This window comes from Variovorax ureilyticus (assembly GCF_050632185.1).
Taxonomy (GTDB): domain Bacteria; phylum Pseudomonadota; class Gammaproteobacteria; order Burkholderiales; family Burkholderiaceae_C; genus Variovorax; species Variovorax ureilyticus_A.
Genome location: NZ_CP192579.1, coordinates 1,810,575 through 1,826,100, shown reverse-complemented (window position 1 = coordinate 1,826,100; position 15,526 = coordinate 1,810,575). Strand labels below are relative to the sequence as shown.

The 15,526-nt window shown below is 64.7% G+C and carries 13 protein-coding genes and 2 pseudogenes; 2 read left to right on the top strand and 13 right to left on the bottom strand.

Annotation, left to right across the window (positions count from 1 at the left end; translation table 11 throughout):
* The first annotated feature begins 12 nt into the window (after positions 1-12).
* Both ACQ858_RS09025 and ACQ858_RS09020 read left to right on the top strand, forming a co-directional pair.
* Positions 13-492: a YhbY family RNA-binding protein gene (locus tag ACQ858_RS09025; RefSeq protein WP_431276364.1), complete on the top strand. Its 480-nt coding sequence runs from the start codon at positions 13-15 to the stop codon at positions 490-492.
* A gap of 2 nt (positions 493-494) precedes the next feature.
* The gene (locus tag ACQ858_RS09020) at positions 495-1,259 is read left to right on the top strand and encodes a glycosyltransferase (RefSeq protein WP_431276363.1); all 765 of its coding nucleotides are present in this window, start codon (positions 495-497) and stop codon (positions 1,257-1,259) included.
* Positions 1,260-1,286: 27 nt separating this feature from the next.
* On the opposite strand, the gene ACQ858_RS09015 is transcribed toward ACQ858_RS09020, so the two are convergent.
* From ACQ858_RS09015 to bamA, 13 genes and pseudogenes are all read right to left on the bottom strand, one after another.
* Entirely contained in the window at positions 1,287-1,700 is a 414-nt protein-coding gene (locus ACQ858_RS09015) for a DUF4149 domain-containing protein (RefSeq protein WP_431276362.1), read from the bottom strand.
* 16 nt (positions 1,701-1,716) lie between these two features.
* The gene (greA, locus tag ACQ858_RS09010; protein WP_431276361.1) at positions 1,717-2,193 is read right to left on the bottom strand and encodes a transcription elongation factor GreA; all 477 of its coding nucleotides are present in this window, start codon (positions 2,191-2,193) and stop codon (positions 1,717-1,719) included.
* A gap of 65 nt (positions 2,194-2,258) precedes the next feature.
* Complete coding sequence (locus ACQ858_RS09005; RefSeq protein ID WP_431276360.1) at positions 2,259-3,128, bottom strand: Kdo hydroxylase family protein; 870 nt, start codon at positions 3,126-3,128, stop codon at positions 2,259-2,261.
* A 17-nt stretch (positions 3,129-3,145) separates the two neighbouring features.
* Positions 3,146-6,373, bottom strand: a complete 3,228-nt coding sequence (carB, locus tag ACQ858_RS09000; protein WP_431276359.1) for a carbamoyl-phosphate synthase large subunit — start codon at positions 6,371-6,373, stop codon at positions 3,146-3,148.
* Positions 6,366-7,551, bottom strand: a pseudogene (carA, locus tag ACQ858_RS08995) (glutamine-hydrolyzing carbamoyl-phosphate synthase small subunit). The gene carB and the pseudogene carA overlap by 8 nt, the downstream one beginning before the upstream one ends.
* 137 nt (positions 7,552-7,688) lie before the next feature.
* The gene (locus tag ACQ858_RS08990; RefSeq protein WP_431276358.1) at positions 7,689-8,465 is read right to left on the bottom strand and encodes a TrmH family RNA methyltransferase; all 777 of its coding nucleotides are present in this window, start codon (positions 8,463-8,465) and stop codon (positions 7,689-7,691) included.
* Positions 8,462-9,163: a ribonuclease HII gene (rnhB, locus tag ACQ858_RS08985; RefSeq protein WP_431276357.1), complete on the bottom strand. Its 702-nt coding sequence runs from the start codon at positions 9,161-9,163 to the stop codon at positions 8,462-8,464. Before rnhB ends, ACQ858_RS08990 begins: the two co-directional genes overlap by 4 nt.
* Positions 9,135-10,289 carry a lipid-A-disaccharide synthase gene (gene lpxB / locus ACQ858_RS08980; RefSeq protein WP_431276356.1) on the bottom strand — a complete coding sequence of 385 codons (1,155 nt, stop codon included), beginning with the start codon at positions 10,287-10,289 and terminating at the stop codon, positions 9,135-9,137. The genes rnhB and lpxB overlap by 29 nt, the downstream gene beginning before the upstream one ends.
* Positions 10,290-10,295: 6 nt before the next feature.
* Positions 10,296-11,084 carry an acyl-ACP--UDP-N-acetylglucosamine O-acyltransferase gene (gene lpxA, locus ACQ858_RS08975; RefSeq protein ID WP_431276355.1) on the bottom strand — a complete coding sequence of 263 codons (789 nt, stop codon included), beginning with the start codon at positions 11,082-11,084 and terminating at the stop codon, positions 10,296-10,298.
* A gap of 13 nt (positions 11,085-11,097) precedes the next feature.
* Complete coding sequence (fabZ, locus tag ACQ858_RS08970) at positions 11,098-11,541, bottom strand: 3-hydroxyacyl-ACP dehydratase FabZ (RefSeq protein ID WP_431276354.1); 444 nt, start codon at positions 11,539-11,541, stop codon at positions 11,098-11,100.
* Positions 11,538-12,524, bottom strand: a complete 987-nt coding sequence (gene lpxD, locus ACQ858_RS08965; protein WP_431276353.1) for a UDP-3-O-(3-hydroxymyristoyl)glucosamine N-acyltransferase — start codon at positions 12,522-12,524, stop codon at positions 11,538-11,540. Before lpxD ends, fabZ begins: the two co-directional genes overlap by 4 nt.
* A gap of 14 nt (positions 12,525-12,538) precedes the next feature.
* Positions 12,539-13,069 (bottom strand): OmpH family outer membrane protein, encoded by a 531-nt coding sequence (locus ACQ858_RS08960; RefSeq protein ID WP_088956825.1) that lies wholly within the window; start codon positions 13,067-13,069, stop codon positions 12,539-12,541.
* Positions 13,069-15,488, bottom strand: a pseudogene (gene bamA / locus ACQ858_RS08955) (outer membrane protein assembly factor BamA). Before bamA ends, ACQ858_RS08960 begins: the two are co-directional and overlap by 1 nt.
* Between the last annotated feature and the right edge of the window lie 38 nt (positions 15,489-15,526).

Sequence of the window (15,526 nt, the reverse complement as noted above, 5' to 3'; positions counted from 1 at the left end):
GATAATACGGGGATGCCCGCCATTCAACTTACCCCTGCGCAGCGCAAGGTGCATCGCGCCGAAGCGCACCACCTCGACCCGATCGTCATGATCGGCGGCGACGGCCTGACCCCGGCCGTCAAGAAGGAGGCCGATGCCGCGCTGAAGGCCCATGGCCTGATCAAGGTGCGCGTGTTTTCCGATGACCGGGCCGCGCGCGAAGCCATGCTCCAGACGCTGGCCGACGACCTGAACGCCGCGCCCATCCAACACATCGGCAAACTCCTCGTCCTGTGGCGCCCCATTCCCGAGAAGGAGCGCGTTCTCGACGAGGACCGCATGCCTGGCCCGCGCGACGTCAAGGTCATCAAGTACAGCAAGCGCGGCGGACAGCGGCCTGAAATCAAGACGTTGCGCGTGCTCGGCAACCAGCGCCTGACCTCCGGCGGAAACGTCAAGCGCGCCAAGGCGCGCAAGCCCCTGTCGGTCAAGAAGCGGCGGCAGGCGGATTGAGGATGCCCCACCACACCGCGGCAGGCGCGCAGCGCCACATCCTCTGCATGAAGTGGGGCACCAAGTACGGCCCCGAGTACGTCAATCGCCTGTACGCGATGGTGCGCAGGCATCTCCGCGGCGACTTCAAGTTCGTCTGCCTGACCGACAACAGCGCGGGGATTCGCCACGAAGTCGAATGCTTTCCGATCCCGCCGCTCGATCTCGAACTGGCCCCCGGCCGGGTCGACCGCGCCTGGAAGAAGCTCACGACCTTCGAGCAGGATCTCCACGGGTTGCACGGGACGGCGCTTTTCATCGATCTCGACGTCGTGATCGTCGGCAGCCTGGACGAATTCTTCGAGTACCCGGGCAAGTTCCTGATCATTCACGACTACGAGCGCCCATGGCGGCGGCGGCGCATCACCGGGAACTCCTCGGTCTACCGGTTCGAAATCGGGGCCCATCCGGACGTTCTGGCCTACTTCCGCCAGAACATGGACAAGGTGCAGGCGGAGTTCCGAAACGAACAGACTTACCTGTCCGATTTCATGTATCGCAAGGGCACCCTCGCCTATTGGCCCGAAACCTGGTGTCCCAGCTTCAAGTACCACGGCATCCCGACGTGGCCGACGAACTACTGGAAGGAACCCTTCGTGCCGGAAGGCGCAAAGATCATGGTGTTCCACGGGGAGTGCAATCCCCCGGATGCGCTGGCGGGACGGCGCAACCGTCGCTTCAGGTTTATCCGGCCGGCGCGCTGGATCACGCAGTTCTGGCAGACCTGACGGGTCGACGCCGGCGGGATTCGGGATTCAGTTCCGCGGGCGCCCCATCCGCCACAGCAGGACGCCGGCGCACACCCACTGGCCGAGATACATGCCGCTGCCGATCGAGTGCCAAAGCCTGAGGTTCTCGCGTGCGAGGATGTGCGGCGCGACCGCGTATTGCTGGAGCAGCGCGAGCAGCAGGGCGGTCACGATCAGGATGACCGCGATCCGCTCGAAGTCCGTCAACCGGTCATCGGCCCGCGACCGAAAATAGACCAGCAGCACCCCTCCGCACGCCAGCGCCACCCAGGTCTGCGCCGCGAACAACTGGCCCGCGAAGTTGCCCGCAACGGCAGGATTGCCGAGCCGGGCGAAGAGCATCGGCACCACCAGAAAGCCGATCGTCGTCAGGCTGCCCCACCAGAAGGCAGCAAGCATGAGCGCAATCCGGTCCTTCATCCGGCTCGCCCGCATCTCAGACGTAGCTGACCGCCACGATCTCGTAGCGCTTCAGGCCGCCGGGGGCCTGGACCTCCGCGGTATCGCCCTCTTCCTTGCCGATCAGTGCGCGAGCGATCGGGCTCGAGACATTGATGAGGCCCAGCTTCAGATCGGCTTCGTCCTCGCCGACGATCTGGTATCTGACGGATTCACCGGAGTTCTCGTCCTCGAGTTCGACCGTCGAGCCGAAGACGACCTTGCCGCCGGCGTCGAGTTGCGCCGGATCGATGATCTGGGCCGCCGACAGCTTGCCCTCGATGTCCTGGATCCGGCCCTCGATGAAGCCCTGACGGTCCTTCGCCGCCTCGTACTCGGCGTTTTCGCTGATGTCGCCCTGCGCACGCGCTTCGGCGATCGAGTTGATGACGCCCGGTCGGTCGACGGTCTTGAGCCTTTGCAGCTCTTGGCGCAGCTTCTCGGCACCGCGCTTGGTAATCGGAATGGTGGCCACTAGTTTTGCTCCAGAAAGCGAAACCGCCGAACGCTGCCGTTCGGCGGTCGATGGGAGAGAAATGATCAGACGAGCGTGCGTCCGGTCAGCCGGCTCAGGATGGCGAGCGGGCTCGATTCGGGATTGTATTGCCTTGCAGCCGGCAGATGCAGCGTCTGCTCGAGCATGTACTGGCCCGACATGACCGCGTGCGAAGTCTGGTCCGAGAAGCAGACCCACACGGAACCGGGCGGAAACGGCACGGTCTGCTGATCGGAGTTCTTCTGGTACTCGAGGTCCGACTTCATGCCGTCGTGCAGTTGCAGCATGAGATGGTCGTATTCGCTGCGCAGCGACTTCGTCACCCGCAGGGCACGCAGCAGCCGCGCCTGCAGGCGCGAGTAGGGCTTGGCGCGCGGCAGGAAGCGTCGCGCGACCGCCTCGAACGGCTCCCCGACGCGCCAGACCCGCGGAGCACCCTCCGGATTGGCGTTGGTGAAGACGCGAAGAATGCGCTCGCCGTAGTTGGGCCGCGAAGGAAAGGCATCGACGTGCAGACGGCGGTCATCTGCCCGCCACGACTGCACGCGGGTCTCCACCTGCACCGGCCTGTAGCTGGTCGGCGCCAGACGCAGCGCCGGCGTGTAGTGCGGCAGGAGACCATGAATCAGCTGCTGTGCCTGCGCGCGGAAGCGGCCGACCATCGCTGCCACCGCTTGCTGCCGCGCCTCGTCCCCGGCCACGCCTTTCAGCCGCCCTTGTGCGTCGAGACTGATGTTGCGCACCTTGGGCGCCAGGACCTCGGGCGAAAGCAACGGCCGCTCCTCGGGCAGGACCTCGAACCCGAGCCGGGGAAAGTACAGGACCTTGCCCGCCTCGAGCGCCGCGATCCATGCCTCGTTGGGCACTGCGGCTTTCCAGTCGGTCAGGTCGAGTTCGACGAGCTGCGATTCCATGAAGCGCCTTTCAGAAATCACGCCGCGGCGAGGCGAGCGTGCATTTCCTGCACCGAGATCACGTCGAGCTCGTTCATGTGACGCATGCCTTCGACAGCCGCTTCGGCGCCGAAGATCGTCGTGAACGTCGTGACGCGCGCCAGCAGTGCCGAGGTACGGATCTGACGCGAGTCGGCGATCGCGTTGCGGCGCTCTTCCACCGTGTTGATGACCAGCGCGATCTCGTTGTTCTTGATCATGTCGACGATGTGCGGACGCCCTTCGGTCACCTTGTTGACGACCGCGCAGACTACGCCTGCCGCATTGATCGCCGCCGCCGTTCCCTTGGTCGCGATGAGTTCGAAGCCCAGCGCCGCCAGACCACGAGCCACTTCCACCGCGCGCGGCTTGTCGTTGTTCTTCACCGAGATGAAGGCGCGACCGGACTTCGGCAGGTGCGTTCCGGCGCCGAGCTGCGACTTCACGAAGGCTTCGCCGAAGGTCTTGCCCACGCCCATGACTTCGCCAGTCGACTTCATTTCAGGGCCGAGGATGGTGTCCACGCCCGGGAACTTCACGAACGGGAACACCGCTTCCTTGACGCTGAAGTAAGGCGGCGTGACTTCCTTCGTGACGCCCTGCGACGCCAGCGACTGGCCGGCCATGCAGCGCGCAGCCACCTTGGCCAGCTGGATACCGGTCGCCTTGCTCACGTAGGGCACGGTGCGGGAAGCACGCGGATTCACCTCGAGGACGTAGATCACGTCCTGACCATCCTTTTCCTGGATCGCGAACTGCACGTTCATGAGGCCGACCACGTTCAAGGCCTTCGCCATGGCGGCACTCTGGCGCTTGAGTTCGGCGACGGTCTCGGCCCTCAGGCTGTAGGGCGGCAGCGAGCACGCGGAGTCGCCCGAGTGCACGCCGGCCTGCTCGATGTGCTCCATGACGCCGCCGATCAAAGTCGCGCCCTCGGCATCGCGCACGCAATCCACGTCGCATTCGATCGCATCGTTGAGGAAGCGGTCGAGCAGCACCGGCGAATCGTTGCTGACCTTCACGGCCTCGCGCATGTAGCGCTCGAGGTCACGCTGCTCGTGCACGATTTCCATCGCACGGCCGCCGAGCACGTAGCTCGGGCGCACCACCAGCGGGTAGCCCAGTTCGGACGCCTTCTCGAGCGCTTCCGCCTCGGTGCGCGCGGTGGCGTTCGGCGGCTGGCGCAGCTTGAGCTCGTGGAGCAGTTTCTGGAAGCGCTCGCGGTCCTCGGCCGCATCGATCATGTCGGGCGAGGTGCCGATGATCGGCACGCCGTTCGCTTCGAGATCGAGCGCCAGCTTGAGCGGCGTCTGGCCGCCGTACTGGACGATCACGCCGGTCGGCTTTTCCTTGTCGACGATCTCGAGCACGTCTTCGAGCGTCAGCGGCTCGAAGTAGAGGCGATCGCTGGTGTCGTAGTCGGTCGAGACGGTCTCGGGGTTGCAGTTGACCATGATGGTCTCGTAGCCGTCCTCGCGCATCGCGAGCGCCGCGTGCACGCAGCAGTAGTCGAACTCGATGCCCTGGCCGATGCGGTTGGGGCCGCCGCCGAGCACCATGATCTTCTTCCTGGTGGTCGGATCGGCTTCGCACTCGTCCTCGTAGGTCGAATACATGTAGGCGGTGTTGGTGGCGAACTCCGCGGCACAGGTGTCGACGCGCTTGAAGGCGGGACGCACGCCCAGTGCACGGCGCTTCTCTCGGATCGCGGTGTCAGTGGTCTTGAGCTGGCGGGCGAGGCGGCGATCGGAGAAGCCCTTCTTCTTCAGCGCGAGCATCGTGTCGCGGTCGATGTCGTCGAGCGACTTGGTCTCGAGCTCGAGTTCGATCTTCACGATTTCCTCGATCTGCACGAGGAACCATGGGTCGATCTTCGTCAGCGCATGGACCTCGTCGACGGACAGCCCCATCGCGAAGGCATCGCCGACATACCAGATGCGGTCCGGGCCCGGCTCGCCGAGCTCTTTCTCGAGGACTTCGCGGTCCTGCGTCTTCTCGTTGAGGCCGTCGACGCCGACCTCGAGGCCGCGCAGCGCCTTCTGGAACGATTCCTGGAAGGTGCGGCCCATGGCCATGACTTCACCGACCGACTTCATCTGCGTCGTCAGGCGCGAATCGGCCTGGGGGAACTTCTCGAACGCGAAACGCGGGATCTTGGTGACCACGTAGTCGATGCTCGGCTCGAAGCTCGCCGGCGTGGCGCCGCCCGTGATCTCGTTGCGCAGCTCATCGAGCGTGTAGCCGACGGCCAGCTTGGCCGCGACCTTGGCGATCGGGAAGCCGGTGGCCTTCGATGCCAGTGCGGACGAACGCGAGACACGCGGGTTCATCTCGATGACGATCATGCGGCCGTCCTTCGGATTGACCGAGAACTGGACGTTCGAGCCGCCGGTGTCGACGCCGATCTCGCGCAGCACCGCCAGCGAGGCGTTGCGCATGATCTGGTATTCCTTGTCGGTCAGCGTCTGGGCCGGTGCGACGGTGATCGAATCACCCGTGTGCACGCCCATCGGATCGAGGTTCTCGATCGAGCAGACGATGATGCAGTTGTCGGCCTTGTCGCGCACGACTTCCATCTCGTACTCTTTCCAGCCGAGCAGCGATTCCTCGATCAGCAGTTCGTTGGTCGGCGAAGCCTCCAGGCCGCGCTTGCAGATGACTTCGAACTCTTCCGGGTTGTAGGCAATGCCGCCGCCCGTGCCGCCGAGCGTGAAGCTCGGGCGGATGACGGTCGGGAAACCGACGTTCTTCTGCACCGCCCAGGCCTCGTCCATCGAGTGCGCGATGCCCGAACGCGCCGAGCCCAGGCCGATCTTGGTCATCGCGTCCTTGAACTTCAAGCGGTCTTCGGCCTTGTCGATGGCTTCCGGCGTGGCGCCGATCAGTTCGACCTTGTACTTGTCGAGCACGCCGTTGCGCCACAGGTCGAGCGCGCAATTCAGCGCGGTCTGGCCGCCCATGGTCGGCAGGATCGCATCGGGGCGCTCCTTGGCGATGATCTTCTCGACCGTCTGCCAGGTGATCGGCTCGATGTAGGTCACGTCGGCCGTGGCCGGGTCGGTCATGATCGTCGCGGGGTTGCTGTTGATCAGGATGACCTTGTAGCCCTCCTCGCGCAGCGCCTTGCAGGCCTGCACGCCGGAGTAGTCGAACTCGCAGGCCTGACCAATGATGATCGGGCCGGCGCCGATGATCAGGATGCTCTTGAGATCTGTGCGCTTAGGCATTTTTCTGTCCCTCTTTGTGGCTTTGCATGAGTGCCGTGAAGCGATCGAACAGATAGCCGATGTCGTGCGGGCCGGGCGAGGCCTCCGGATGGCCCTGGAAGCAGAACGCCGGCTTGTCGGTGCGCGCCAGGCCCTGCAGCGTGTTGTCGAACAGGCTCACGTGCGTCGGACGCAGGTTGGCCGGCAGGCTCTTCTCGTCGACGGCGAAGCCGTGGTTCTGGCTGGTGATGCTCACGCGGCCGTTGTCGAGATCCTTCACCGGATGGTTCGCGCCGTGGTGGCCGAACTTCATCTTGAAGGTCTTGGCGCCCGAGGCCAGCGCCATGATCTGGTGGCCGAGGCAGATGCCGAACACCGGAATGCCGGTCTCGATCAGCTGGCGCGTCGATTCGATGGCGTAGTCGCACGGCTCCGGGTCACCCGGGCCGTTGGCCAGGAAGATGCCGTCCGGACGCAGCTTCAGCACGTCGGCAGCGGACGTCTGGGCCGGCACGACCGTGATACGCGCGCCACGCTGGGCGAGCATGCGCAGGATGTTCTTCTTGACGCCGTAGTCGAACGCGACGACGTGGAAGCGGGGCGTGATCTGCACGCCGTAGCCCGATCCGAGCTTCCACTCGGTCTGGGTCCATTCGTAGGTTTCCTTGACGGAGACGACCTTGGCCGAGGTCGAGCCCCGCCATGCTCGGCGCCGCCTTGGCGGCGGCGATGGCCTTGTCGATCAGTGCCTGGGTGACGGTTTCACCTTCGGACAGACCGAGGACGCAGCCGTTCTGGGCGCCCTTGGTGCGCAGATGGCGCGTGAGCTTGCGGGTGTCGATGTTGGCGATGGCGACCGTGTTGCCGCGCACGAGATACTCGTTCAGCGTGGCGGTCTTGCGGAAGTTCGAGGCGACGCGAGGCAGATCCTTGATGATCAAACCTGCGGCATGGATCTTGTCGGCCTCGATGTCTTCCTCGTTGACGCCGTAGTTGCCGATGTGCGGGTACGTGAGCGTCACGATCTGCTGGCAATAGCTCGGGTCGGTCAGGATTTCCTGATAACCGGTCATGGCGGTGTTGAACACCACTTCGCCAGTTGTGGCGCCGGTGGCGCCGATCGAGTTGCCGAGAAAGACCGTGCCGTCTGCAAGCGCCAGGATGGCGGGCGGGAATTTTCCCTTGAGAGACAAAAGCACTGGGATCTCCGGATGGATGACGCCCAAAGCGAACCCAAGAATTGACTCGCGGGTCGCGACTTTCGTCGAAGAGTTGGCTTGCGTGCGCTGAGGGCGGGGTATGTTCGGGAAAGCCCTTGATTATAGCCGGCGCCGGGTCACGACTTCGTCTGGGACGCGCTTGCATGCAGACAAATTGCGGCGGCCGCGGCCACGTTCAGCGATTCTTCGCCGCCCGGCTGCGCGATCCGGATGTGGCGAGTGGCCCGCGCCTCGAGCTCGGCCGAAACGCCCTGCCCTTCGTGCCCCATCAGCCAGGCGCACGGATACGGCAATTCGGCCCGGTGCAGCCAGTCGCCCCGGTGCGAGCTCGTGGCGACAAAAGGCACCGAAAGGGCGTCCAGCGCGGCGATCTCCACGCCTTCGACGAGCCTCAGACCGAAATGCGCCCCCATTCCGGCGCGCAGCACCTTCGGCGACCACAGCGCAGCGCTGCCCTTCAGGGCGATCACCTGCCTGAATCCGAACGCCGCCGCGCTGCGGAGGATGGAGCCGACGTTTCCGGCGTCCTGGAGGCGGTCGAGAACCACGCTGGGCGCATGGGATTCGACCGATGGACGCGACGGCAGATCGAGCACGAACCCCATCGGCGCCGGGGATTCCAGTCCGCTGATGCCGGCCATCAGCGCGTCGGCGATGACGACGGTCTTGTCGGCCGCCCCGGACCACTCGGCCCGGGCCGCCGGCCAGCTCGATTCCGTGAACACCGCAACCGCGGCGCGAACGCCCCGCTCGCGGGCGGCCCTGCAGAGATGGTCGCCCTCGAGCCAGACCCGACCGGCCTTCCGGTAGGCGCCGGGCTCGTGCGAAAGCTTGCGCAGTTCCTTGAGCAGTGCGTTGTCGCGCGACGTGATGTGGCTGGGCTCGGATGTCATGTCGCCAACCGGATCAGGGCGCCGGTCGCCTCCACCGGGACGCCGCCGCCCCCCTGGATGCCCGCCGCCTCGGCCGAATCGCGCGCCAGCACCGCCGCCACCGGACTGAACGATCGCCGGTGATGCACGCACGCGCCGTGGCGCGCGAGCGCCTCGAGGTGCTCCGGCGTACCGTAACCCTTGTGGCCGGCAAAGCCGTAGTGCGGAAACTCCGCGTGTAGGCGCTCGCAGAGCCGGTCGCGGTGGACCTTTGCGAGGATCGAAGCCGCCGAGATCGCCTTGATGCGCGCGTCGCCCTTGACCACGGCCTCCGCCAGCACGTCGAGCCTCGGGAGCCGGTTGCCGTCCACCAGCACCTTGGCCGGCTTGAGCCGCAGGCCTTCGACCGCCCGGCGCATCGCGAGCATGGTCGCCTGCAGGATGTTGTGCGTGTCGATCTCTTCGACGCTCGCCTGCGCGATCGAGCAGCACAGCGCCCTGGCCAGGATCTGGTCGTTCAGCTTTTCGCGCTGCAGGGCGGTCAAGGTCTTCGAATCCGCGAGGCCGCGGATCGGGCGCTGGTCATCAAGGATCACGGCCGCGGCAACGACCGGCCCCGCCAATGGGCCGCGCCCTGCCTCGTCGACGCCGGCCACCAGGCCCGGCGCGTCCCAGGCCAGCGTGGCCTGCTCAGCCTTCAAGAACTTTCTGGATCGCATCAGCGCACAGTGTCGGCGTATCGCACAGCAATTCGCTATGCAGCGCGCAAAAACGTTGTTGCAGGGCGTGAACCCTGTCGGGTTCGTCGAGCCATTCAAGCGTCGCCTCGGCCAACGCCTGCGGCGTCGCACGCTCCTGGAGCACCTCAGGCACGAGGAACTCGCCCGCAAGGATATTGGGCAGGCCGACCCAAGGCTGAAGCTGCTTGTGCCGCATGATCAGGTTCCAGGTCAGCGAATTCATGTGATAGGAGATCACCATCGGCCGCTTGAAGAGCGCAGCCTCGAGCGTGGCAGTACCGCTTGCGATCAAGGTCACGTCACAGGCGGCCAGCGCCGCATGGGACTGACCGTTGAGCAGCGTCACCTGCCCCGCCATCCCGGAGGCCTGCAACAGCTGCTCGACCTCCGCCCGCAGCGTCGCCAGGACCGGAACGATGAACTGCAACGACGGTCGAGCCTTGCGCATGAGTGCCGCGGCAGCAAAGAATCGGGGCGCGATGTGGCGAATCTCCGAGCGGCGGCTTCCTGGCAGCAAGGCCACCACGGCCGCATCGGCCGCCAGGCCGAGCGAAGCGCGGGCCGCCGCGCGATCGGGCGTCATCGGGATGACTTTGGCGAGCGGATGACCGACGTAGGTGGCTGCTATGCCGTGCTTGGCAAGCAGTTCAGGCTCGAACGGGAAGATGCAGAGAACGTGATCGGCAGCGGCGCGCAACTTCACCACGCGCTCGGGCCGCCATGCCCAGATCGAGGGACAGACGAAGTGCGCCGTTTTGATGCCGCTGGCACGCAAGCCGGCCTCGAGATCCAGGTTGAAATCCGGCGCATCGACGCCGATGAAGATGTCCGGTCGCTCGACCTGGAGCCGAGCCTTGAGCTGGCGGCGAATGCCGGCGATCTCGGCGTAGTGCCGCAGGACTTCGATGTAGCCGCGAACTGCGAGCCTCTCCTGGGGCCACCAGGTCTCGAAGCCGCGCGAGAGCATCTGCGGGCCACCGATCCCGACCGCCTTCAGGCCGGGCCAGCGCGCCTGCAAGCCGTCGAGGAGCAGCCCGGCGAGCAGATCGCCCGATGCTTCTCCTGCGACCAGCGCGAACTGTCGCGTTGCAGCTTCGATCGTCATCGAAGCTCAGCGAGCGATGCCGCTCGCGGCACTGCCCAGGAAAGCGTCCATCCGGGCGATGTCTTCCGCTGCGCCGGGCATCTCGGCCAAGAGCGCGGCGATCCCCTCGCGCGCCTCGTCGAGCGTCTTGCCCTGGCGGTAGAGCAGCTTGTGCATGTCGCGGATCGCGGCGATGCGCTCGGCCGAGAAATCACGGCGCCGGAGGCCGACGAGATTGACGCCACGCACGACGAGCGGACTGCCGTCGACCACCAAGTAGGGCGGGACATCCTTGTTGACGTGGCTCGCGAAGCCGACCATTGCATGGGCGCCTATGCGCATGCGCTGAAGCACGCCGGTGAGGCCGCCCACGGTCGCCCAGTCCTCGACATGGACGTGGCCCGCCAGCGTCACGTTGTTCGCCATCGTGATCTGGCTGCCGAGCTGGCAATCGTGTGCGATGTGCACGTACGCCATGATCCAGTTGTCGTCGCCCACCCGCGTGACGCCGGCATCCTGGGCGGTGCCGAGATTGAAGGTGCAGAACTCGCGGATGGTGTTGCGATCGCCGATCACGAGCTCGGTCGGCTCGCCGGCGTATTTCTTGTCCTGCGGAATCGCGCCAAGTGAAGCGAACTGGAATATCCGGTTGTCGCGGCCGATGGTGGTGCGGCCCTCGATCACGCAGTGCGCGCCGATCGTCGTTGCGGCACCCACGCGCACCTGCGGCCCGATCACCGCATAGGGCCCGACGCTGACAGTGGGATCCAGTTGCGCAGCGGGGTCGACGATGGCCGTGGGATGAATCAGAGTCATGCGCGGCGCAGGCTCAATTGATCTGCCGCATGGCGCACATCAGGGTGGCCTCGCACGCCAATTCGGCGCCGACGGACGCGCGGCCCTTGAACTTCGAGATGCCGGCCTTCATGCGCTCGATCTCGACTTCCAGCGTCAGCTGGTCGCCGGGCTCCACGGGACGCTTGAAGCGCGCGCCGTCGATCGCCGCGAAGTAGTAGATCGTGTTGTCGTCCGGAACGATGTCGAGCGAGCGGAACGAAAGCAGCGCCGCCGCCTGCGCCATCGCCTCGAGCATCAGCACGCCCGGCATCACCGGCCGGTGCGGGAAATGGCCATTGAAGAACGGCTCGTTCATGGTCACGTTCTTTATCGCCGTGATGCGCTTGCCCTTCTCCATATCGATCACGCGGTCCACAAGCAGGAACGGGTAGCGGTGAGGAAGCAGCTTGAGGATTTGATGGATATCGAGCGTCATGATTTCTTGTCCTGCATCGTCATTTTTTCCAGCGCCTTGAGGCGCTCGCGCAGACTGTGCAGTTGCTTGAGCGTGGCTGCATTCTTTTCCCAGGCGGCATTGTCGTCGATGGGAAACACGCCGGTGTAGTGGCCCGGCTTGTGGATGGATCGCGTCACCAGCGAGTTCGAGGAGACATGCACGTGATCGGCGATGGTCAGATGCCCGAGGACGCCTGCGCGCCCTCCGAACGTGCAATAGGCGCCGATCGTGGCGCTTCCCGCGACAGCGGCGCAGCCGGCCATGGCCGTGTGCTTGCCGATGTGCACGTTGTGGCCGATCTGGATCAGGTTGTCGAGCTTGACCCCGTCCTCGATCACGGTGTCTTCGAGCGCACCCCGGTCGATGCAGGTGTTCGCGCCGATCTCCACGTCGTTACCGATGCGAACGGCGCCGAGCTGCTCGATCTTGACCCAGGCGCCTTCATGCGGCGCGAGTCCGAATCCGTCCGCGCCGATCACGACACCTGGATGCAGAAGGCAGCGCTCGCCGATGACGCAATCCTCGCTCACGGTCACCCGGGACTTCAGGACGGTTTCCGCGCCGATGCGCGCGCCGCGCTCGATCACGCACAGCGCGCCGATGCGAGCGCTCGGATCGATCGTGGCGTCGGGATCGATGACCGCCGTCGGGTGGATCCGCACGGCGTCCGGCCTGGCATGGGCCTTCCGCCAAAGCTGCGTCAGGCGGGCGAAGTACAGGTACGGGTCGGGCGCAACGATGAACGCACCCCGCTCAGCCGCCGCTTCGCGCATGGACGGCGCAACGATCACGCACCCTGCCTTCGAGGCGGCGAGTTCCTTGCGGTATTTGGGATTGCTCAGGAAGCTGATGGCGTCAGCCTGAGCCGTCGATAGCGGCGCCAGGCGCGCGATGGAGAGCTCCCGATCGCCATCAAGCTCGCCCCCGAGCGCATCAACGATTTCGCCTAGCCGGATTGCCACACCGAGATGAGGCGCTACTTGCCGCCGTTGGTAGTTGTTGCGTTCAGCGCCTTGATCACCTTTTCGGTGATGTCGTGCTTGGGATTGATGTAGATCGCCTCCTGCAGGATGGCGTCGTACTTCTCGGCCTCGGCGACCTGCTTGACCACGCGATTCGCGCGCTCATAGACCTGCTGGAGCTCTTCGTTCTTGCGCGCGTTCAGGTCTTCCTGAAACTCGCGGCGACGGCGCTGAAAGTCGCGATCCTGCTCGACCAGCGCGCGCTGACGGGCAATGCGCTGCGTTTCGGACAACGTGGGCGCCTCCCGCTCGAACTTCTCCGAAGCGGCCTTGAGCGCCTCGCCTTGCGCGGTCAGGTCCTTTTCGCGCTTGAGAAATTCGGATTCCAGTTTGGCCTGCGCCGCCTTTGCAGGAAGCGCCTCGCGCAAAACGCGGTCCGGATTGACAAACCCGATCCGGAAGGTTTCCTGCGCGTGCGCTGGCATTCCTACGGCCATGAGGGCCGGAAGCAACAGCGCACCAGCGGCACGGAGCAAAGCAGTCATTAGAAGGAGGTTCCGATCTGGAATTGCAAGCGCTGAATTCTATCCTCCGGGATGAAAGTCGATGGGTCCAGCGGATTTCCCTCGGCCTTCTGATACTTGACCGGGAACGCATAGGCCAGTCGCAATGGACCGAGCGGAGAAACCCAGCTGATGCCCAAGCCGACCGAGGCACGAATCTTCTTGATGGCGTCCCATTGCGCATCGGTCGAGAAAGTGTTCCGGTCCGCAAACACGTTACCCGCGTCGAAGAAGCCGTAAAGGCGCAGCGTGCGGTCGTTGCCGGCCCCCGGGAACGGCGTGCTCAGCTCGGCGTTGAAGATCGCCTTCTTGGTGCCGCCCAAAGCAGCACCCTCGGTCTGGCCGGCGATCGGCTGGTCGCGCGGACCCAGAGAGTTCTGCTCGAAACCTCGCACCGAACCCAGGCCACCGGCATAGAAGTTCTTGAAGATCGGGTAGGCCTTGTTGCCATAGGCGTCCGCATAGCCGAGCTCGCCATTGATCGCAAAGGTGTACTGCTTGTTGATCGGGAAGAACTGCTGGTACTGGTAGTTGGCCTTGTAGTACTTCATGTCCCCGCCCGAACCCACCTCGAGGTTCGCACGCTGCAGGCGGCCGCGGCTCGGCACCAAGGCACTGTCACGGTCATCCCGCGACCAGCCGACCGTCAGCGGAATACCGGAAACCGAGTTGTCCCGGCAGATGATCACAAGACCGTCCAGACCCGTGGTGCACCCGAAGTAATCGCGATAAGACTGCGGGGTCAAGGCAGCGACCTTGCTACCCGGGTCGAAGCGGTAGCGCTCCAGGCCGACACCAAAGTAGACCGTGTCGACTTCGCTGAACGGAACGCCGAAGCGAATGTTGCCGCCCTCGTTGACCAGCTTGTAGTCGCCGTCGACCGTGTAGTACGGCCGGGTCGTGGTGCTGTACAGACTGATCGAGCGGGAAATCCCGTCCTTCGTGAAGTAGGGATCGACGGTCGTCAACGACAGTGTGCGGTTGTACTTGCTGGTGTTGACCTGAACGCCGAGATAGTTGCCGGAGCCGAAGACGTTCTCCTGGGAGATGCCGAAGGTCAGGGAGACCTTGTCCGCCGTCGAGAAGCCGGCGCCCAGTTGCAGCGTGCCAGTCGGCTTCTCCGCCACGTTGATCACAAGGTCTACCTGATCCGGCGAGCCCGCCACTTCCTGGGTATCGACGTTGACTTCGGTGAAGAAGCCCAGACGGTCGACGCGGTCGCGGGACAGCTTGATCCTGTCGCCGTCGTACCAGGATGCTTCGAACTGCCGGAACTCCCGACGGATGACTTCGTCCCGAGTGCGATTGTTACCGCCGATCGTGATGCGGCGAACGTAGACCCGGCGGCCCGGGTCGGCATTCAGGGTCAGCGCGACGCGGTTGTTGACGCGGTCGATCTCCGGCTCCGCCTGCACGCGCGCGAAGGCGTAGCCGAAGGAAGCGAAATAGTCGGAGAAGGCCTTGATCGTCTCGTTGACCTGTTCGCCGTTGTAGGGCTCACCCGGCTGGATCGTCACGAGCGATTTGAACTCGTCTTCACGGCCGAGGAAGTTGCCGGACAGCTTGACACCCGAGACCACGAACTTCTGGCCTTCGGTGACGTTCACCGTGACGGAAAGGTCCTGGCGGTCCGGCGAAATGGCGACCTGGGTCGAATCGATGTGGAACTCGAGATAGCCGCGCGTCAGGTAGTAGGAACGCAGCGTTTCGAGGTCGGCGTTGAGCTTGGCTCGTGAATACTGGTTGGACTTGGTGTACCAGCTCAACCAGCCGCCGCTGTCCTGATCGAACAGACTGAGCAGCGTCGACTCGCTGAAATCCTTGTTGCCCACGATGCGCACTTCACGGATGCGCGCGGACTCCCCTCGGTCACCGTGAAGGTCAGATTGACGCGATTGCGTTCGATCGGCGTCACCGTCGTGACGACCTGCGCGTTGTAAAGACTGCGGCTCACGTACTGGCGCTTGAGCTCCTGTTCGGCGCGATCGGCCAATGCCTTGTCGAAAGGCCGGCCTTCCGCCAGGCCCACTTCGCGCAGCGCCTTCTGCAGCGCTGCCTTGTCGAATTCCTTCGTGCCGACGAAGTCGACATCCGCGATGGTCGGCCGCTCTTCCACGATCACGACCAGGACGTCGCCGTTGACGTCGATACGCACATCCTTGAACAAACCAAGATCGAACAACGCGCGGATGGCCGCGGAACCACGGTCGTCGTTGTACTGATCGCCTACGCGAAACGGCAGCGAGGCGAAGATGGTCCCAGGCTCCACACGCTGAAGTCCTTCGACCCGAATGTCGCGAACCGTGAATGGTTCGACCGCCCAGGCCGCGGTGGCGGCAATCGCGCTGGCCACAACTGCGGCTACGCTGCGCAGGCGAAAGCGACTGAATGATTTGTTCATCTGTGAAATTGAGCCAGCGCGGAACGGGCTGGCAGATA